This window comes from Streptomyces sp. NPDC003284 (assembly GCF_053589675.1).
In genome coordinates, this window is record NZ_JBSFSI010000015.1 from 194,711 (window position 1) to 213,436 (window position 18,726).

Genomic DNA, 18,726 nt, shown 5'->3' on the forward strand with positions numbered 1-18,726 from the left:
CCCCCGCGCCGTCTCCCTCGCGCGGCCCTCAGATCCAGGTGGCGAGCCACATCCGGCTCTGCCAGGCGGTGTACGGGATCGTCTGCCCGGTGTAGAGCGGGAAGAACCAGATGAAGTTCCAGACGATGAGGAGGACGGGCACGCCCGCGGCCACCGTGCCCCGCAGGCGGCGGGCGGGGGTCGCGTCCGGTGGGCCCGTCGCCAGGGCGCCCAGTGCCATCGCCACGGCCAGGCACAGGTAGGGCACGAGGACGACCGCGTAGAAGGAGAAGATCGTACGGTCCTGGTAGAGGAACCAGGGCAGATAGCCGGCCGCCACCGCGCACAGGATCGCACCGGCACGCCCGTCGCGGCGCAGCGCCCAGCGGTACAGCAGGTAGACGAGGGCGCAGCACGCCGTCCACCACAGGAGCGGGGTGCCGAGGGCGAGGACGGTCTGCGAGCAGTCGGCCGCCGTGCGGCAGCCGTCCTGACCGGACTTGGGCGAGCGGTAGTGGAACAGCACGGGACGGCCCAGGACGAGCCAGCTCCAGGGGTTGGACTGGTAGCTGTGCGGGGTGTGCAGGCCCACGTTGAACGCGTAGACCGCGGACTCGTAGTGCCACAGGCTGCGCAGCGGGGCCGGGATCCAGGACCAGGTGCCGCCGCGGCCGTCGGCCCAGTGGCGGCCGTAGCCGTCGGTGGAGCGGAACCAGCCGGTCCAGGTGGCCAGATACGTCACCGCGGCGACCGGGAGCAGTGACAGCACCGAGGGACCGAGGTCCTTGCGCAGCACCGTCCGGTACGGGGCGGCGGCGCCCGCGGTGCGGCGGGCGCCGACGTCCCACAGCAGTGTGAGGACGGCGAAGAGGACGAGGACGTACAGGCCGTTCCACTTGGTGGCGGCGGCCAGGCCCAGGCAGACCCCGGCCGCGATTCGCCAGGGGCGCGGTCCGGTCCCGGCGCGGCCGGCGATGCCCGCGTCCGGGCGCGCGCGGCCGTCCGGCCCGGTCGGCAGGGCCGCCGCGAGCCGGGCCCGCGCGTGGTCGCGGTCGATCAGCAGGCAGCCGAACGCCGCCAGCACGAAGAACATGACGACGAGGTCGAGCAGCGCGGTACGGCTCATCACCAGGTGCAGTCCGTCCACCGCCATCAGCGCGCCGGCCAGGCAGCCCAGCGGGGTGGACCGGAACAGGCGGCGCCCGATCCGGCACAGCATGAGCACCGACAGGGTGCCCAGGGCCGCCGTCATGAAGCGCCAGCCGAACGGGTCCAGACCGAACGTCCACTCACCGAGGGCGATCACCCACTTCCCGGCCGGCGGGTGCGCGACGAAGGCCCCGGTGTCGGAGAGCGAGACGGTCCGCGGGTGGGCGAGAAGCTGCGGGTCGGCCGTCCTGCGGTCGGGCCACACCCCCTCGTAGCCGAGCCGCAGCATGGACCAGGCGTCCTTGGCGTAGTACGTCTCGTCGAAGATCAGGTCGCGCGGCCGGCCGAGGTGCCGGAAGCGGAGCGCCCCGGCCAGAACGGCGACCAGCACCGGCCCCAGCCAGCTTCTCGCCCGCGCGAGGCGTTCGGTACGCGGCGCAGGGCGGTGTGCCGACGCCACCTCACCCCCGGCTGTGACCGGACCACTTATCACCGGCCGGCCTCGAAGTGCGTTGCCACGACCATCACGAACCGCCAGGATCCCGGTGCACACATCTGTCACGGCAGCGAACCACTGGCCGCAGCCCCGTGTCCAGACCGTCCCGCCGCACGAATCACGGGCCGAAAAGGTTCACGGCCCCCGGGCGGCCCGGCCCGGCCCATGGGGGTGCGCCGCGCCCGTCCTAGAGTGGTCCGATGCCTCTTGTGGAAGTCACCTACGCCCCGGACGTCCCCGAATCCACGCTCCGTGAACTGGGTGCGGTGCTGCCGCACCTGGTCTCCCGGGCCGTGGAGTGCCCCGAGGAGCCGTACGACGGCGATCTACAGCCGGGCGACGTCGAGATCCGCTTCCGGAGCCTGGGGCCGCTGGACCGCTGCGGCCTGGATGTGGTGATCGAGGTGCGGTCCAAGTGGTTCGAGAGCAGGGCCGCCGACCGCCAGGAACGCGTCGACGGACTCCAGCGCGACATCACCACCGCGACCGGGCTCGGCGACGTCGGCGTCTATCTGTCCCTGCCGGTGGCCGCGTGGTCGCAGGGCGACTGACGCACGTCCGAAGGATCAGCGCCAGACGTTGTTGCTGGTGTGGTCGCCGCCGAGCCAGCGGGCGAGGTCGTCGTGCGCCGTGGCGCGTCGTTCGGCGTCGATCTTCTCCGCGTCGGGGTGGTCGACGGCGAACTCCAGGATGAGTCCGTTGGGGTCCGTGAGGTACAGCGAGACGCAGAAGCCGTGGTCGAGCACATGGGCGTTCGACTCGGGGCGGCCGGCCGCTTCGACGCGCTTGAGGATGGCTTCCTGGGTCTCCGCCTCGACCTTGAAGGCGAGGTGGCGCAACGGGGTGGAATTGATGTCCGTCCTGAACTCCGCCTGGTCCTTGGGGTCGGCGAACTGGAAGAAGGCGAGCGCGCTGCCGTCGGCCAGGCCGTAGAGGGCGTGGCTGTAGGCGCGTTCGGCCCCGGACAGCACCTCGCGTTCGGTCCACACGGCCACCAGGGGAAGGCCGATCACGTCCTCGTAGAAGCGGCGGTTGGCCTCCTGGTCGTCGGTGATCCATGCGTGGTGGTGAAGGCGGAGCGGCAGGGTCTGGCTCATGGGGGCATCTCCGTTGATCGGTTTTTGATCGGCTGGGACGTTGAGCCGGGTACCGGAGTCGGTCTCCGACGCTTCAATCAGCATGCCCTCTACACCGGTTTAACGTTAAACTAAATTCGGCCATTGTTCGCGTACCACTCGCCGCAGCACCTTCGCGTCTTCGCGGGGGGGGGAGAGAGAGAAAGCGGGGGGGGAGAGAGAGAAGGAGAGAGCGCGCGCGAGACACCGCGGACACATGCCGACACATGTGAGTCCACCACGTCACGCGCTGCGGGGCGTGGGCGTGGCGCCCAGGTGCTCGGTGAAGAAGGAGGTCAGCTTGTCGACGGCGGGGTCGATGTACTCCTTCCTGTCGTAGAGGTCGACATGGCTGGCGCCCTCGATGCGGTGCAGCTCCGCGGGACCGGTGGCGCGCCGGTGGGCCTCGACGGCCATCCAGGCGGTGACGGCGCGCGCGCCGATGACCTGGAGCATGGGCCGGGGGCCGATCAGGGGGACGGCGTGGAAGACGTCACTGGAGGCCATCCTGTCGATGCTCTCCCAGGCGAGGAACTTCGCCGACCGCTCGTGCTCGCCCCGGGGGGTGCAGTAGTACTCGAAGCCCTCGACACCGTGCTCACCGCCGAGCGCGGCGGCCTGTTCGGCGGTCTCCGGGAACATGGTCATCACACCCGGGTCCTCGCCTCGGGCGGCCCGGGTCCGGGCCTGGGCGGCGGCGTCGAGCAGGGTCTGGAAGACCGCAGGGTCCTGGGCGCCCTCCGCACCGTGGCGGAACTGGCGCGCGGGCTCGGCGGTGGAGACGGTGGCCACGGCCTCCACCCGGTGGTCGCCACCGGCGGCGGCCAACGAGTAGCCGCCGGAGGCGCAGATGCCGAGCAGGCCGATCCGGTCGGCGTCGACCTCCGCACGGGTGGTGAGGAAGGAGACGGCCGCCTTGAAGTCCTCCACCCGCTGGGCGGGGTCCTCCAGCCCGCGCGGCAGACCGCCCGACTCACCCTGGTGGGCGGCGTCGAAGGCGAGGGTGACGAAGCCGCGCTCGGCCATCAGCCGCGCATAGGTGCCGGAGGTCTGCTCCTTCACACCGGTGCCGGGATGCCCCACCACCAGGGCCGGACGCGGGCCCGCCGCCGGGGTGCCGGGGGTGTGGAGGTGGGCGGCGATCGTGATGCCGGCGCTGTCGAAGGTGACGTCGGTCCTGGCCATGGAAGGCTCCTGTCGAGGATCTGTCGGATCGGAGGGGCCCCGGGAGGGGCCGGTTGCCCGCCGTCCCGGCGGGCACATCTCTACGATCACTCCTCGTCCAGGGAGGGAAAAGAGACAGGTTCCTGCCTGGGAAGAAACCTTCCCCCTCAACATGTGTCCCCGGCCGCCCGGCTCACCGGGCCGGTCCGCGCCCTGCGCCCTGCGTCCGGACAAGGACGAGGACGGGAAACGCACCCGACCGCCTTTGCGTCAGTTCCCCACCGCCTTTTCGTCAATCCCACAAGACTTCATTCACCCGAATGAGAATGACTCCGGGGATGGAATCACCCGATCGCCCGCCCGTATTCTCGCATTCGGATCAATTCGCCACTCCCCTGCCGGAGGCCCGCATGAGCGAACTGCTGAACCAGAAGTACGCACGGCTGTTCTCCTTACTCGACGCGAACGGCGACGGAGTCATCGCCGAGGACGACTTCACCCTGATGGCGGGCCGGTGCATCGCCGCGGTCGGCGGTGAGCAGTCGGTGAAGGGACAGGCGTACGCCGCCGAGATGGCGAACTACTGGCAGGCGCTGCGCGAATCCGCCGACACCGACGGCGACGGCCGGATCGACAAGGAGGAGTTCCGCGCGGCGGTGCGCCATGTGAGCGACAATTTCGACACGCTGATCGGCCCGCTCTACGAAGCCGGATTCCGGCTCGCCGACCACGACGACGACGGCCGGGTCGGCAAGGAGGACTTCGTCACGGTCCTCACCGCCATCGGGGTCCCCGCCCATGACGCCGGACCGGCCTTCGACAGCCTGGCCGGACCCGACGGACAGCTGACGAGAGACCAGTTGATGAGCGCCGCCGGCGGGTACTACCGCGACGACGACCCGGCGAACACCACCAGTCATCTCCTCTTCGGGGCGCTCTGAGGCAGCCCCGGTGGACGCGACCGCGGTGGCGGGACGAGGCGCGGCGGTCGGCCCCACCGCCGGCCGGCCGCACGGGACCCGGGTCCCGCTGCTGACCGAGGCGCTCTTCGACGGCCGTTTCGAGGACCTGCACCGGCCCTGGACGGACATCCTGGGCCGCGAGGTGTTCCGGTACCGCGACGGGCTGTCCCCCGAGGAGCGGACCGCGCTGGCCTACCGGCGGCTGCGGATCCTCAACGAGGACATCCCGTCCGTCGAGGACCTGGTCACGGCGACCGACCACCTGGTCTCCCTGCACGAATGGCTGGGCATGGTCGACGGCAGTCTGACCACCCTGGCGACGATCCACTACAACCTGTTCCTCGGCAGCCTGCTGCGTCTGGACACCCGGCGCACGACCGACCTGTCCCCGTTCCTCCGGCTGCGCCGGTACGGCACCGTGCTGATCACCGAGCTCGGCTACGGCAACAACGCCGCCGCGCTGGAGACCACGGCGACCCACGACGCGGAGACCGACACCTTCGTCCTGCACACCCCGTCGCCCGGCGCCCAGAAGTTCATGCCCAACACCGGCCCGTACGGCGGCCCCAAGAGCGGTCTGGTCGCGGCCCGCCTGATCGTCCGCGGCCAGGACTGCGGGGTGTTCCTGTTCCTCGTACCGCTGCGCGAACAGGACGGGCCGCTGCCGGGCATCCGGGTGCGGCCCCTGTCGCAGACCCCCGGCTCGTCGGTCGACCACGCCCTCACCTCCTTCGACCGGGTGGTCCTGCCGCGCACGGCGCTGCTCGGCGGCGGCCACGGCGAGCTGACCGCCGACGGCACCTTCCGCAGCACGACCGGCAGCCGGCGCCGCCGGTTCCTGCGCTCCATCCAGCGCGTCACCACGGGCAAGCTGTGCCTGAGCGCCGCCGCGCTGGGCGGGGCGCGGGCCGCCCTCACCATCTCCGTGCGCCACGCCCACCGGCGGCACACCTTCGCCCCGGCGAGCAGATCCGGCGTCCCGCTCTTCGCCTACCGCTGCCATCAGACGAGGCTGCTGGGCGCGGTGGCCCGCGCCTACGCGGCGACCTTCCTGCTCCGCGAGACCACCCGCGCCGCCGTAGCCCCGGAGGGGAGCGGAGCGGACGGCGGGCCGGACGGCGGAGCGGACGGCGGGGCGGACGGCGGGGCGGACGGCGGGGCGGACGTCCTGGTAGCGGCGGCGAAGGGCTGGATCACCTGGCAGGCCAGGGACATCGCGCTCGAATGCCGTGAACGCTGCGGTGCGCAGGGCCTGCTGTCCGCGAACCGCGTCGTCGACCTGCTCACCCCGATCGAGAGCACCATCACGGCCGAGGGCGACAACCTGGTCATCTGGACCAAGGCCGCCGCCGACATGCTGACCGGCCACGGCTACGACCCACCGGCCGAGCCCGCCCCGCCCGGCCCCCGCGAAACGCCCGTCCCCCTCGAATCGCCCGCCCCGCTCAGCCCCCTCGGCCCGGCCGAACTGCTCGACCTGCTCGTGCACCACGAGCTGTACCGCCTGCGGCAGGCCCGCGACAGCCTCGGCAGACCCAGCACCGGCGCGCTGGACCGCTGGAACCACGCGGTGAACCCGGGCCTCGGCCTCGTGGACGCCTACGCCGCGCGGCGGGCCGCGCAGGCGTTCCTGGCCGCTGCGGGCCGGGTCCGCGACCCGGCCGTACGCGCCCTGCTCCAGCAGGTGTTCCGGCTGTTCGCCCTGGAGTGCCTGAGCCCGCACGCGGGCGTCCTGCTGGCGGACGGCCGCCTCGGCGCCGAGACGGTCCGCGGTCTCGCCCCCGCCGTCGACCGGCTCGGCGCCGAGCTGGCCCCGTACGCACTCGACCTCGTGGCGGCGTTCGCCGTGCCGGACGCGATGCTCCAGGCCCCCATCGCCACCGACGGCTACGCCGCCGCCTACGACGACCCGGACGGCCCCTGGCGGCGGACACCGCCCGGCTGACCGCCGCCCCACCGGCCCGTCCCCGCCCCGCGACCACCTCCGAGGAGCACCACGGCCATGAACGACGCGTTCACCCGCGAGCCCTCGTGGGACCCCCGGCGCTTCCCGCCGGCCGCCCGCGCCCCACGCGCCGTGCAGACCGCACGGATGCTCATGGACCCCCAGGGCTACGCCCGCTCGCTGCGGGCGCGGCTCGGGCCGGTCTTCTCGCTGCGTACGCATCCCTACCGCGGCGCGCTGGTGTGCGCCGCCGACGCCTCGGCCAACCGGGCGGTGCTGACCGACCACGAGCGGTTCACGGGCGGCGACGCCGCCGCCCTGCTGGCGCCCGCGGTCGGTGCCGGTTCGCTGATCTGCACCCCGCCGCCCGTGCACCTGGACCACCGCAAGCTGCTGCTGCCGTCGTTCCACGGCGCGCGGATCGCGGTCTGGGCGGAGCGGGTGCGCGCACTCGTGGGGGCCCAGTTGCCCGCGCTGCTGTCCGGCGGCGGGGCGCCGGTGCGGCCCTGGGCGCAGCGGCTCACCCTGGACGTCATCCTGCGGGTCGTCCTCGGCCTGACGGACCCGTCCCGGACGGCCGCCTTCCGGCAGGCACTCGGCCCCTTCGTCGCCACCGGCAACCTGGTGTACCTGTTCCTGCCCGAGCCGCTGCGGCGCGACCTCGGGCCGCTCTCGCCGGGCGGCCGGTTCCACCGGCTGCGCGGCGCCGTGCTGGACCTGACCCGCGAGGAGATCGCCGCCCGCCGAGCCGCCCCCGACCGCACCCGGCGCGACGACGTGCTGTCCCTGCTGCTGGACGCGCGCGACGAGCGGGGCGCCGGGCTGGACGACGCGCAGTTCCTGGACGAGCTGACCGGTCTCGTCCTGGCCGGCTACGAGACGACGGCGACGACGATCGCCTGGACGCTGCACCTGCTGGCCCACCACCCCGCCGCGCGCGACGATCTGATCGCCGATCTCGACGCCGGTTCGGACCGCCTGCTCAAGGCCACCGTCAAGGAGTCCGGCCGGCTGCGCCCCGCCGTCTGGAACGCCATGCGCACCGCGGCCCGGGACACGATGCTCGGCGGGCGCCCGGTGCCGCGGCACGCGTTCGTCGCGGCGCTGTTCCCGCTCACCCATCTCGACCCCGAGCTGTGGCCGCGGCCGGACGACTTCCGGCCCGAGCGGCATCTGGGCGCGGATCCGGCGCCGTACGCCCTGACACCGTTCGGCGGGGGTGTGCGGCGCTGCATCGGGGTGGCGCTGGCCCAGCTGGAGATCGAGACCGTGCTGAGGGTGGTGCTCGCGGCGGCCGTCCCCGAGCCGGCCGGTCCCCGGGAGCCCGCGCGGCTGGTCTCGGTGACGCTCGTCCCGGCCCGGGGTGGCCGGATCCGGCTGCGGCCACGCACCGGGAGGACGTGACCACCGCGGCGGCCCGCCCCCCGGTCCGCCTGCACAGGGCACACATGTGTGGTTCGCCGGGGGTGCCGCGCGGTGCACACGGACCAACAGATCAAGCCAAAAATAGTTGAAGTATCTAAAACTTCCATGTGTGCGGGCAGGCTACGTGTGCACTTCGGTCCCACTCCCGTCCCCATGAGGAGAGAATCATGCGCAGTTCGCAGCACAGACGTATCACCGTCGCCGTCGCCTCGGCCGCCGCCGCGGCCCTGCTGGGGCTGGCCACCGGCACGGCATCCGCGACATCCGGCCCCACGTTCCTGGACCGGGCCGACGAGCGGTGTGTCACGGTGAACAGCGGAAACGTGTGCGTCTTCGAGACGCAGTGGTTCGACGGCAAGGTGGCCCTCTACCAGGACGTCGACAGCGGGTGTGTCACCACACCGTTCGGTGTCCTCGCCGACTTCAACATGACGGACAGGCCGGTCACGTACTACAAGAACGCCGACTGCACGGGCGCCCTGCTGACCGAACCGGCGGGCGACTTCCACTCGTGGCTCTCCTACGGCCCGGCCCACAGCTTCCGCCGGCAGTGACGGACCGTGGGCCGGCTCCCCCGGCGAGGGGAACCGGCCCACGCCGTACCCAGCGGGCCGGGGTCAGCGCAGGATGCGCCGGGCGACGTTGGTGGAGACCAGGTCGAGCAGTTCCTCGCCGCGTCCGGACAGGATGGTGCGGATGGCGTAGAGGGTGAAGCCCTTGGCCTGCTCGGCGGTGATCGCGGGCGGCACGGACAGCTCCTGACGTGCCGTCATGACCTCGACGACGGCGGGTCCGTCGTGCGCGAACGCGTCCTTCAGCGCTCCCTCCAGATCGCTGGGGCGTTCCACCCGCCTTGCCCACAGTCCGATCGCCGAGGCGACCGCCGCGAGGTCGGGATTGTCCAGCGCGGTACCGAAGTTGACGACGCCCGCCGCCTTCATCTCCAGCTCGACGAAGTTCAGCGAGCCGTTGTTGAAGACGACGATCTTGGCGGGCAGCCTGTTCTGCCGGAGCGTGAACAACTCTCCCAGCAGCATGGTGAGTCCGCCGTCGCCGGCCAGGGCGACCACCTGCCGCCCCGGGTACGCCGCCTGGGCGCCCACCGCGTGCGGCAGCGCGCACGCCATCGAGCCGTGGTTGAACGAACCGAGCAGGCGCCGCCGCCCGTTGAACGTCAGATAGCGGGCCGCCCAGACCACCGGCGAGCCGACGTCGGTGGTGAACACGGCGTCGTCGGCGGCCAGCCGGTCGATCGTGCTCGCCACGAACTGCGGGTGGACCGGGGTGCGGTCGTGGTCGTTGTCCGCGAGCCGGTCCAGTGACCTGCGGGTCCGGGTGTAGTGGGCCAGGGCCCGGTCCAGGTGGTCCCGCTCCGGCTTGGCCGTCAGCAGCGGCAGCAGCGCGGGCAGGGTGTCCCGTACGCTGCCGACCAGCGGTACGTCGACATGGGTGCGGCGGCCGATCTGCTCGCCGCGCAGGTCGAGTTGGACGACCTTCGCGTGCCGTGGGTAGAACTGGCGGTAGGGGAAGTCCGTGCCGAGCATCAGCAGGGTGTCGGCCTCCTCGATCGCCTTGTAGCCGGAGGCGAAGCCGAGCAATCCGGTGAGTCCGACGTCGTAGGGGTTGTCGTACTCGACGTGCTCCTTGCCGCGCAGGGTGTGCACCACGGGCGCCTGGAGGACCTCGGCGAGCCGGACCAGGTCGTCGTGGGCACCGGCCGCGCCCGCGCCCGCCAGCACGGTGACCCGCCGCCCGGCGTTCAGCAGCGCGGCGGCCTCCCTCAGGTCCGCCTCGTCGGGCCGGGCGACCGTACGGGCCGCGCGGACCACGGTGGGCGGTGTGTCCTGGGGCGCCTTGGCGAGGAAGATCTCGCCGGGGACCACCACCACGGCCACCCCGTTGCGTTCGACGGCCGCCCGCATCGCCATCCGCAGGATCCGGGGAGCCGACTCGGCGCTGTTGATCACCTCCGCGTACACGCTGCACTCGCGGAACAGCTCCTGCGGGCGGGTCTCCTGGAAGTAGCCGGAGCCGACCTCGGGGCCGGGGATCTGGGCGGCGATGGCGAGCACGGGCACGCGGCTGCGCTGGGCGTCGAAGAGGCCGTTGACCAGGTGCAGGTTGCCGGGCCCGCAACTGCCCACGCAGACGGCGAGTTCACCGGTGAGCGCGGCCTCGGCGGCCGCGGCGAACGCGGCGCTCTCCTCGTGCCGTACATGGATCCAGTCGACCTCGCCGTCGCGGCGCAGCGCGTCGGTGAGACCGTTGAGGGAGTCGCCGGGCAGCCCGTGGAGGCGCCGTACGCCACTGGCCTTCAGCGAGGCGATGAGGTGGTCGGCGATCGTGTGCATGGGGGGGTGTGCCTTCCGTCCGTCGGGTGTGTACCTTCGGTGCCGGTGCGCGGCGCCCGGCCCGGCTCCGCGCGGGGCCGGGCCGGGTTCCTCGGCTCAGGTCCGGTTCTCCGCCTGGAACATCCAGCTCTGCTTCTCCAGGTCGGCGGTCAGGCCGATCAGCAGGTCCTGGGTGACGGCGTCGGCGTGCCCGGTGTCCTCGATCCGCTGCCGCACCCGTTCGATGACGGTCGAGAAGGTGCGGACCAGGATCTCCACGACGGCGGTGTCCTTCGTCCAGCCCTCCGGGAAGCCGGGGACGCCGCTGGTGGCGGCTATGGTCGCGGCCCGGCCGTCGGGGGCGACGCCGAGGGCCGCCGCGCGTTCGGCGACCGTGTCGGCGTAGTCGCGCGCGGTGGTGACCACCTCGTCGAGCTGCTCGTGGATGGAGCGGAAGCGCGGTCCGAACAGGTTCCAGTGCGCCTGCTTGGCCACCAGGGACAGATCGAGCAGATCGACCAGGGTCGCCTGGAGGGCGTCCCCCGCGATCTCGCGCTCCTTGTCCGGCAGCGGGCTGCGGATGACAGACATGTGTGGTCCTCTCCTGGTGCTTGGCGGGTGTGTCCCATCCTGCTCGCCGTGCCGGTGGCGGCGGATCAGTCGTTTGACTGCCGATCGATTGACTGCCGATCGATCCGTCCGGTGACCGTTGGTGCCCGGGTTGCTGGTCCGTCCGTCCGCTCCCGTCCGCCCGTCCGCCGGGGTGTGCAGGTGTGCAGGTGCGCAGGTGTGCACCCGGCGGCCGTTGGGGGGGCGGTGCCGAGGTGAACCCGCAGCCGCCGTAGGACCGGGGCTGCGGCGGCCGGGTGCGGATGCTCAGGCGCCGTCGGCGCCGAAGCCCGCGACGGCGAGCCGGAAGGCGCGGTCCGCGTGCACCGCCGGGTCGGTGTAGTTCTCGGTGGCCAGGGCGATTCCGACGATCAGTACGAGCAGATCGTCGATGGTGATGTCCGCCCGAACCGCCCGGTCCTCGACGGCCTTGCGCAGCAGCAGGGCACCGGCCGCGCCGAGGGCCGCCGCACAGGAGTCCTCGCCGGCCTCGTCCTGGTCCTCGTCCCGGAGGGGCTCGTAGGAGAGGATGTCCGCGAGCCCGCGCGCGGCGAGCGAGTAGGCAAGCAGCTCGCGCAGCCATGCCACCAGCGCCGCGCGGCTGTCGTGCTCGCCGCAGAGGGTGTGAGCGCGCTCGCACAGGGCGTGGACGCGCTGCCGGAAGACGGCTTCGAGCAGCGCTTTGCGGGTGGGGAAGTGGCGCCGCACGGTGGCTGATCCGACGCCTGCGACGCGGGCGATCCGCTCCAGGGACGCCTGGGCTCCCTGGGCGGCCACCTCGGCCTCGGCCACGGCGAGGATGTGTGCGTGGTTGCGGCGGGCGTCCGAGCGTCGGCCGGTCATGCTCTCTCCGATGTTGATAAGCGGCGGGGCCCGCCATATCGTAGCGAACAAGAAACGGCGGGCCCCGCCGTTTATGGTGCGTGACCGCCGAGGAGATGCACTCATGACCACTGCCGCACCACCGGTTCTCATGACCACTGCCGCACCACCGGTTCTCGTCACCGGTGCCACCGGCCGCCAGGGCGGCGCCACCGCCCGCGCCCTGCTCGCGCGGGGAACACCGGTGCGCGCCCTGGTGCGCGATCCGGACACGCCCCGGGCACGGGCCGTCGAGGAACTCGGCGCCGCCCTGTTCGTGGGCGATCTCACCGAACCCGCGACCCTTGAGGCGGCCGTGGCCGGTGTGCGGGCCGTGTTCTCCGTGCAGATGCCCGCGTACACCGAGCAGGGGTTCGACTTCGCCGGTGAGGTCAGCCAGGCGGACAACCTCATGACGGCGGCGCGGGCCGCCGGTGTGGAGCAGTTCGTCCAGTCCTCCACCAGCGGCGTCGGCCGGCACACCAAGGCTCCGGGCTGGGCCGAAGGACGCTGGGCCGCGATGGAGGCCCCGCTCGGCACCAAGGCCGCGATCGAGGACCGGCTGCGTGAACTCGACTTCCCCTCCTGGACCTTGATCAAGCCGTCGTTCTTCATGGAGAACTTCGAGCCGTCCCAGCGGTTCTACTTCCCCCGCGGCGTCGAAGGGGGTCTGGTCACCGTCGTCGGACCGGACACGCGCCTGGCGCTCGTGACCGTCCGGGACGTGGGCCGGGCCGCGGCAGCCGCCCTGTCCGCCCCCGCCGAGTTCCACCGGGTGGAACTGGAGCTGGCCGGAGACCACCTGACCATGACCGAGATCGCCGAGATCCTCTCCCGCGCCCTGGGCGTCCCGCTGACGGCCCCGGACATGACCGAGGAACAGGCCCGCGCCGCCGGTATGGGAGACATGGGCGCCACACACGAGTTCATGGAGGTGTTCGGTCAGCCGGCCCGGCCGCGGTTCGCCCGTGCGCTGGGCATCGAGCCGACCGGCTTCGAGGAGTGGGCGCACACACACCTGCGGGCCGCCGCCTGAGCGGGCACGTGTGACGTCGGCGCGCCGCCGCGGTCCCGGCCCCGGTGCGGAGGTCGGGAACCGCACCGTGGGCCCGGAGGGCGGCGAACCCGGCCCGCGCCCCGGCTCGACGGCCTGACCACGTCCTCGGGTCCGGGCTCCCGCTCCTGCCTCCCGGCGGCGCCCCCGCGGTCCGGATGGCGGGCGGGGGCGTCCGTACCCCACGGGCTTGCTTTAATGTTCAATCCATATCCGGGGGTTCCGCGGCGTCGCGGAGCGGGACCGGCGGACACACGGCAGGCGCGTCGGGGTGCGGTTCCCCGGGGGTGGGGATGGACAAGAGCACATTCGGCCGGCTGCTGCGCCAGGCGCGGCAGCGTTCGCTGCTGACCCTGGAGAGCCTCGCGGACGCGTCCGGGGTGAGCGTGCGGGCCATCAGCGACATGGAACGCGGCAGGAGCCTTCCCCGGCAGGCGACGCTGGCCGAGCTGCTGGACGCGCTGGAGCTGGACGAGGACGAACGGCGGCGGCTGCTCCAGGCGACCTCGTCCGCGCGGCGCACCCCGCGGCAGGTTCCCCAGCAACTGCCGCCCGACCTGGCGGTGTTCCGGGGCCGCGCGGAGACTCTGGCGACCGTCGGCGGCCTCGGCGAGCGGGTCGCGGCGGGCGGGGGGCACGGCGGGCATGGCGGGCATGTCGTCGTATCCGCGATCGGGGGCATGGCCGGGGTGGGCAAGACCACGCTCGCGGTGCACTGGGCGCACCAGGTGGCCGACCGCTTCCCGGACGGCCAGCTCTACGTCAACCTGCGCGGCTTCGAGGACTCCGCACCGCTGGATCCCGGTGAGGCGCTCGGCGGATTCCTGAGCGCGCTCGGCGTGCCGAGCAGCGACATCCCCTCCGGCACCGAGGAGCGGGCCGCCGTGTTCCGGGAGCACACCGGCTCCCTGCGGCTGATCGTGGTGCTGGACAACGCACGCGACGCGGAGCAGGTCAGGCCGCTGCTGCCCGCCTCTGCGGGGTGTCTGACGATCACCACCTCGCGCAACCAGCTGTCCGGCCTGGCGGCCAGGGAGGGCGCCACGCTGGTCGGGCTGGACGTGTGGAGCCAGGAGGAGGCCGTCGCCGGGCTGGCCGCGCGGGTGGGCGAGGAGCGGTGCGCGGCGGAGCCCGGGGCCGCCGCCCGGCTGGCCGGGCTGTGCGGGCACCTGCCGCTGGCCGTCGCCGTCGTCGGCGCGCAGCTCAGCGCCGCTCCGCACCTGCCGCTGCGGGCCGCCGTCCACGAACTGGAGGCGTCCCGGCTCGACGCCCTGTCGGCCGACGACCGCAGGGGCGACGTCCGGGCCGTCTTCTCCTGGTCCTACCGGGCGCTCTCCGCCGGTACGGCCTGTTTCTTCCGGCAGTTGTCCCTGCACCCCGGTCCGGCGGCGTCCGCCGAGGCCGCCGCCTCCCTGGCGGGGGTCCCGATGGCCGAGGCCCGCCGGTATCTGCGCGAGCTGACCGCGGCCAGCCTGCTGTCCCGGGACGCCGACGGCCGCTACGTCCTGCACGACCTGGTCCGCGCCTACGCCGCCGAACTGCGCGCCCAGGAGGACGACGACCGTCACGGCGCCGAGACCCGGCTGCTGGACTATCTGCGGCACAACGCGGCGGCGGCCGCCCGGGTGCTGGACACCCGGCCCAAGCCCGGACCCGCCGGGCTGCCGCCGGGAGTGGTGCGGGTCGCGATCGAGGACCGCGCCGAGGCACTGGACTGGTACCGCCAGGAGGAGGCGACGGTCATGGCCGCGCTGACCTCGCTGGACGATCCCCGGCTGCTGCGGCGCCGCACGGACCTCACGGCGGACTGGGTGGGCTACTTCTCCTTCACGGGCCGCTGGGCCGAGGAGGTCTCCACCAAGCGTGTCGCGCTGGAGGCGGCGCTCGCGCTGGACGACCCGGCGGCCATCGCCGTGAACTGCGCCAGTCTGGCGCGCGCGCTGGCCGAGACGGGGCAGGCCGACGAGGCCGACGAGCAGGTCCGCCTGATGCTCGGGCAACTGGACCGGCTGGCCCCGGCGCAGCGCGCCGCCACCGAGCGCAGCATCGGCTGGGTGCGGGGCCGGCAGGGCCGTCACGCGGAGGCCCTGCTCCACGCCCGGCGCGCGCTGGCGGTCTACCGTACGCTCCCGGAACGCAACGAGGTGGCGCGCGAACTGAACGCCGTCGGCTGGTACCTGGCCCTGCTCGGCGAGTACCGGGAGGCCATCACCATGTGCGAGGAGGCGCTGCCGATCCTCCAGGCCAACGGCAACCTCCGCAACGAGGCCGCGACCTGGGACAGCATCGGCTACGCGCTGCACCGGCTGGGCGATCTGGACGCCGCGGTGGTGAACTACCGCAGATCGCTGGAGCTGTACGGCGAGGTCCTGGACGGCTACAACCAGGCCGAGGTGCTGGACCACCTGGCGTCGGCGCAGCTGGAGCTGGGGGACGCCGCGGCCGCGCGGGCCGGCTGGACGCGGGCCGCGGAGCTGCTGGCGGAGACCGGCAGTCCGCGCGCCGCGGCGATGCGGGCCAAGGCGCGGGCCGTGGGCGCGCGGCCCGGAGCGGACCGCTGAGGGGCCCGGCCGAACGGCTCTGACCTGCGCGGACGCGGCGGCGACCGGTTCTTGCGCCTGCGGCAGGAAGAAGCAGGAAGCGGCAAGCTGCATGCGAACTGCCTGGTTCCGCGGGTACGCCTTCCGGTGGGATGGACCCAGGCAGAAGAGCGCTCCCGGGAATCCGGTGGGGCCGTTCGCCGCAGATCGGGGGTCATCCATGAACGCGCAGACCGAGATTCCCCCTGCCCCTGCCGGGACGCAGGAGCGCCGTCCGGTGCTGCCGCTCGCGGCGGCCCTGGCCCGCAGGGCGCCCGGGGACTCGGGCCTCGTCGGCCGCGAGCGCGAACTGCGGGAGCTCGACGGGTTCCTGCGCGAGTCGCTGGAGCGCGGCGCGGCCCGGGTGCTGTGCGGGCACGCGGGCTCGGGGAAGTCGGCGCTGCTGGACGCCTGTGTCGAGCGGGCGACGGCCGCCGGGATACGGGTGCTGCGCTGCACCGGCATCCGGGGCGGCCACCCGTCCGACCTGTCCGGTCTGCTCCAGATCGTGTGGCCCGTCCTCGGCACTCCGGGCTGGTCGTCGGCGGCCGGACGGCTCCGCGCCCTGGAGATGCTGCTGATCGACGGGGCCGCCGCGCCCCGCGACGACCGGTCGCTGCTGCCGTTCGCGGTGCTCCGGGTGCTGGAGTCGGTCAGCGCCGAGCAGCCGCTGCTGATAGCCGTCGACGACTGGGACGCGCTGGACCGGCCCAGCCGGGAGGTGCTCTCCTTCGTGGCGCGCCGCGCCGAGGGCCGGGCGATGGGCTTCCTGCTGTCCTCGCGTCCGCACCGGACGCGGCTGACGGCCCTGGCCGGTCTTCCCGAGCTGCCGCTGGGCCCGCTGTCGCCGGTGCAGTCCGCCGCGCTGCTGGCGGCGCGGCGGCCGGGCAACGACGCCGAGGCCGTGCGCGAGCTGCTGGCCACCGCCGCCGGGAACCCGCTGGCGCTCCTTGAGCTGCCCACCCGTTCCGAGGACGACTTCCCCCATGTGCCGGCCTCCTCCGACCGGCTGGCCTCCGCCATGGCGCCGGGCGTCTCCCGGCTGCCTTCGGGCACCCGGGACCTGCTGCTGGTGGCGGCCCTGCACCCGGCGGGCGAGCTGCCGCTGCTGCTGTCGGCCGCGTCGCGGATCGCGGGCGCCGAGCTGGACTTCGCCACGGCGGAACCGGCCGAACGCGACGGCCTCGTGGTCTTCGACGGCATGCGGCTGCGGTTCGGCCACCCCGCCACGGCCGGGGCCGTGGTCCACGACGTCGCGCCGCAGCGCTGCCGCGCCGCGCACGCGGCCCTGGCCGCCGTACTGCCCCCGGAGTCGGTACGGATGCTGTGGCACCTCTCGCAGGCGGTGGAGGGACCCGACCCGGAGCTGGCCCGCCGGCTGGAGGCCGCGCACCGCCGCGCGCTGGAGCAGTGCGAACCGCCGATGGCCGTACGTCTGCTGCGGCGGGCCGCCGAGCTGTACCGCACGCCCGAGGAGCGCGGGCTGTGCACCCTGCGGGCCGCCCAGCTCGCCGACGACCTCGGTTTCGAGCGCATCGCGCGGACCCTGGCGCTGCGGGCGCTGCGCCATCCGCTGGGGCCGCTCGGGGTGCTCTGCGCCCAGGTCCTGGCCTGGCCGGGCGAGAACGGCGTACAGCTGCCGTCCGGTCCCGGGTCCTGGCCCCTGCCGGACGGTGCCGCCGAGCAGGAGAGCGCGCTGGAGCTGGTGCGGCTCACGGCGCCCTCGGTCGCGCGCGACCCCGCGCGCGCCGCGGAACTGCTGGCGTTCCTCGACGCGCTGCCGGAGCGGGCGGGCGACCCGCGGCTGCTGCACGCCATGGCCAAGGTGGCGCCGGTGCGCCGGGCGGGGACCGTCGTCTCCCGGCTGGCCGCCTTCCACGGTCTGACGGACACCTCCGTACGCGATCTCGAACGGCTGGGCGAGGCGGCGCTGCTCGCCGGGGACCCGCCGCGCGCGCTGGACCTGCACCGGCAGGCGGAGCGCCGCTACCGCTTCCACGATCTGCCCGAACGGCTGGCCCGGGTCGTGTTCCGGCAGGGCCTCGCGCATCTGGCCATGGGCGACTGGGGCCAGGCCGAGCAGGCGTTCGGTGAGTCGGGGCGGCTCGCCGAGGAGTACGGACGGCCCCACCACCGGGCGGCGGCCCGGCTGCTCCTGGACCTGACCCGGGCGCTGCGCACCGGCACGGCGCCCCCCGCCGACCCGCTGGGCCTCCAGGAGGCGCGGCGGTCGCTGCCGACGATCGACAGCGTGCTGGCCGTGGGCCGCGGCTGGGCCCTGGTCGAAGGCGGTGACTTCGGCGCCGGGTTCGCCGCGCTCACGTCGCTGCTCACCGCGCCCGACCGGCCCACGGCGGCGATGCCCGCGCTGATCCCCTACGCGGAGGCCGCCGTCGCCGTGAACGCGGCCGGGAAGGCACGGGCCACGCTGGACCGGCTCGCCCGCGAACTGGGCCCGGAGTGCGCGCCGCTGGTCGCCGCCCGGCTCGCCGTGGCACGGGCCGTCCTCGCCGACGAGCGGGACGCGGAGCCGCTGTACGAGCGGGCCTTCGCCATGGATCTGGCCCGGCTGCCCTTCCTGGAGGCCCCGCTGCGGCTGGCGCACGGGCGGCGGCTGCGGCTGCGGCGCCAGTTCGCCGAGTCCCGGGTCAGCCTGCGCCAGGCGGCGGCCCTCTACACGATGACGGGTGCCGACGCGCGGGCCGCGCGGATCGCCGCCGAGCTGCGGGCCTCCGGCGAACGCCCGGAGAGCGGCACGCCCGGCGCGCGGCGGCGGACCGCCGTGCGCGAGGTCCTCAACGCCCAGGAACTGCGGGTGGCCGAGCTGGCGGGCCGGGGCCTGTCCAACCGCCAGATCGGCGAGCTCCTCCACCTCTCGCCCCGCACCATCGGGGCCTACCTCTACCGCATCTTCCCGCGGCTGGGCGTGACGGCGCGGGCGCAGCTCACCGAGGTGCTCCGCGACGGCCTGCCCGGCTGATCCACACGCGGCACCGGCCACCGTCCGGCCGTCCCGTACCGCTCCGCTCCGCGCGGCGAACCGGCCACCCGAGCTGAC

At 73.7% G+C, this 18,726-nt stretch carries 14 protein-coding genes; 8 read left to right on the forward strand and 6 right to left on the reverse strand.

Annotated features, from left to right (window positions below; all coding sequences use genetic code 11):
* Nucleotides 1-28: 28 nt before the first annotated feature.
* A complete protein-coding gene (locus ACWDYF_RS27840; protein ID WP_389468282.1) occupies nt 29-1,588 on the reverse strand; it encodes a dolichyl-phosphate-mannose--protein mannosyltransferase in 1,560 nt (519 codons plus the stop codon).
* A 236-nt stretch (nt 1,589-1,824) separates the two neighbouring features.
* On the opposite strand from ACWDYF_RS27840, the gene ACWDYF_RS27845 reads away from it, so the two are divergent.
* Nucleotides 1,825-2,175 (forward strand): hypothetical protein, encoded by a 351-nt coding sequence (locus ACWDYF_RS27845; RefSeq protein WP_389468284.1) that lies wholly within the window; start codon nt 1,825-1,827, stop codon nt 2,173-2,175.
* 15 nt (nt 2,176-2,190) lie between these two features.
* On the opposite strand, the gene ACWDYF_RS27850 is transcribed toward ACWDYF_RS27845, so the two are convergent.
* Together ACWDYF_RS27850 and ACWDYF_RS27855 are read right to left on the reverse strand one after the other, a co-directional pair.
* Nucleotides 2,191-2,721, reverse strand: a complete 531-nt coding sequence (locus tag ACWDYF_RS27850; RefSeq protein ID WP_389468286.1) for a VOC family protein — start codon at nt 2,719-2,721, stop codon at nt 2,191-2,193.
* A 261-nt stretch (nt 2,722-2,982) separates the two neighbouring features.
* A complete protein-coding gene (locus tag ACWDYF_RS27855; protein ID WP_389468288.1) occupies nt 2,983-3,924 on the reverse strand; it encodes an alpha/beta hydrolase in 942 nt (313 codons plus the stop codon).
* Between the two features lie 389 nt (nt 3,925-4,313).
* On the opposite strand from ACWDYF_RS27855, the gene ACWDYF_RS27860 reads away from it, so the two are divergent.
* From ACWDYF_RS27860 to ACWDYF_RS27875, 4 genes are all read left to right on the forward strand, one after another.
* Nucleotides 4,314-4,844, forward strand: a complete 531-nt coding sequence (locus ACWDYF_RS27860) for an EF-hand domain-containing protein (RefSeq protein ID WP_389468291.1) — start codon at nt 4,314-4,316, stop codon at nt 4,842-4,844.
* 10 nt (nt 4,845-4,854) lie between these two features.
* Complete coding sequence (locus ACWDYF_RS27865; RefSeq protein ID WP_389468293.1) at nt 4,855-6,810, forward strand: acyl-CoA dehydrogenase family protein; 1,956 nt, start codon at nt 4,855-4,857, stop codon at nt 6,808-6,810.
* 57 nt (nt 6,811-6,867) lie between these two features.
* Nucleotides 6,868-8,214, forward strand: coding sequence for a cytochrome P450 (locus ACWDYF_RS27870; protein WP_389468295.1), 1,347 nt, complete (start codon nt 6,868-6,870; stop codon nt 8,212-8,214).
* Nucleotides 8,215-8,402: 188 nt separating this feature from the next.
* Nucleotides 8,403-8,789: a hypothetical protein gene (locus ACWDYF_RS27875; protein WP_018567197.1), complete on the forward strand. Its 387-nt coding sequence runs from the start codon at nt 8,403-8,405 to the stop codon at nt 8,787-8,789.
* 63 nt (nt 8,790-8,852) lie between these two features.
* Here the strand turns inward: ACWDYF_RS27875 and poxB are convergent, their stop codons facing one another.
* From poxB to ACWDYF_RS27890, 3 genes are all read right to left on the reverse strand, one after another.
* Nucleotides 8,853-10,586, reverse strand: coding sequence for a ubiquinone-dependent pyruvate dehydrogenase (gene poxB, locus ACWDYF_RS27880; RefSeq protein ID WP_018567196.1), 1,734 nt, complete (start codon nt 10,584-10,586; stop codon nt 8,853-8,855).
* 96 nt (nt 10,587-10,682) lie between these two features.
* Nucleotides 10,683-11,156 carry a Dps family protein gene (locus ACWDYF_RS27885; protein WP_037891982.1) on the reverse strand — a complete coding sequence of 158 codons (474 nt, stop codon included), beginning with the start codon at nt 11,154-11,156 and terminating at the stop codon, nt 10,683-10,685.
* Nucleotides 11,157-11,441: 285 nt separating this feature from the next.
* Nucleotides 11,442-12,017 (reverse strand): TetR/AcrR family transcriptional regulator, encoded by a 576-nt coding sequence (locus ACWDYF_RS27890; protein WP_389468301.1) that lies wholly within the window; start codon nt 12,015-12,017, stop codon nt 11,442-11,444.
* 130 nt (nt 12,018-12,147) lie between these two features.
* Between ACWDYF_RS27890 and ACWDYF_RS27895 the strand changes: the two genes are divergently transcribed.
* From ACWDYF_RS27895 to ACWDYF_RS27905, 3 genes are all read left to right on the forward strand, one after another.
* Nucleotides 12,148-13,071, forward strand: coding sequence for an NmrA family NAD(P)-binding protein (locus tag ACWDYF_RS27895; protein WP_389468375.1), 924 nt, complete (start codon nt 12,148-12,150; stop codon nt 13,069-13,071).
* Between the two features lie 311 nt (nt 13,072-13,382).
* Nucleotides 13,383-15,650 (forward strand): ATP-binding protein, encoded by a 2,268-nt coding sequence (locus ACWDYF_RS27900; RefSeq protein ID WP_389468306.1) that lies wholly within the window; start codon nt 13,383-13,385, stop codon nt 15,648-15,650.
* A 199-nt stretch (nt 15,651-15,849) separates the two neighbouring features.
* Nucleotides 15,850-18,648, forward strand: a complete 2,799-nt coding sequence (locus ACWDYF_RS27905) for an AAA family ATPase (RefSeq protein ID WP_381741622.1) — start codon at nt 15,850-15,852, stop codon at nt 18,646-18,648.
* The last annotated feature ends 78 nt before the right edge of the window (nt 18,649-18,726 follow it).

What these genes read in the sequence shown, in the direction of transcription:
- ACWDYF_RS27845 (WP_389468284.1), top strand. Translation starts at nt 1,825, where the DNA reads ATGCCTCTTGTGGAAGTCACCTACGCCCCGGACGTCCCCGAATCCACG.
- ACWDYF_RS27850 (WP_389468286.1), bottom strand. Translation starts at nt 2,721, where the DNA reads ATGAGCCAGACCCTGCCGCTCCGCCTTCACCACCACGCATGGATCACC.
- ACWDYF_RS27855 (WP_389468288.1), bottom strand. Translation starts at nt 3,924, where the DNA reads ATGGCCAGGACCGACGTCACCTTCGACAGCGCCGGCATCACGATCGCC.
- ACWDYF_RS27860 (WP_389468291.1), top strand. Translation starts at nt 4,314, where the DNA reads ATGAGCGAACTGCTGAACCAGAAGTACGCACGGCTGTTCTCCTTACTC.
- ACWDYF_RS27870 (WP_389468295.1), top strand. Translation starts at nt 6,868, where the DNA reads ATGAACGACGCGTTCACCCGCGAGCCCTCGTGGGACCCCCGGCGCTTC.
- ACWDYF_RS27875 (WP_018567197.1), top strand. Translation starts at nt 8,403, where the DNA reads ATGCGCAGTTCGCAGCACAGACGTATCACCGTCGCCGTCGCCTCGGCC.
- poxB (WP_018567196.1), bottom strand. Translation starts at nt 10,586, where the DNA reads ATGCACACGATCGCCGACCACCTCATCGCCTCGCTGAAGGCCAGTGGC.
- ACWDYF_RS27885 (WP_037891982.1), bottom strand. Translation starts at nt 11,156, where the DNA reads ATGTCTGTCATCCGCAGCCCGCTGCCGGACAAGGAGCGCGAGATCGCG.
- ACWDYF_RS27890 (WP_389468301.1), bottom strand. Translation starts at nt 12,017, where the DNA reads ATGACCGGCCGACGCTCGGACGCCCGCCGCAACCACGCACACATCCTC.
- ACWDYF_RS27895 (WP_389468375.1), top strand. Translation starts at nt 12,148, where the DNA reads ATGACCACTGCCGCACCACCGGTTCTCGTCACCGGTGCCACCGGCCGC.
- ACWDYF_RS27900 (WP_389468306.1), top strand. Translation starts at nt 13,383, where the DNA reads ATGGACAAGAGCACATTCGGCCGGCTGCTGCGCCAGGCGCGGCAGCGT.
- ACWDYF_RS27905 (WP_381741622.1), top strand. Translation starts at nt 15,850, where the DNA reads ATGAACGCGCAGACCGAGATTCCCCCTGCCCCTGCCGGGACGCAGGAG.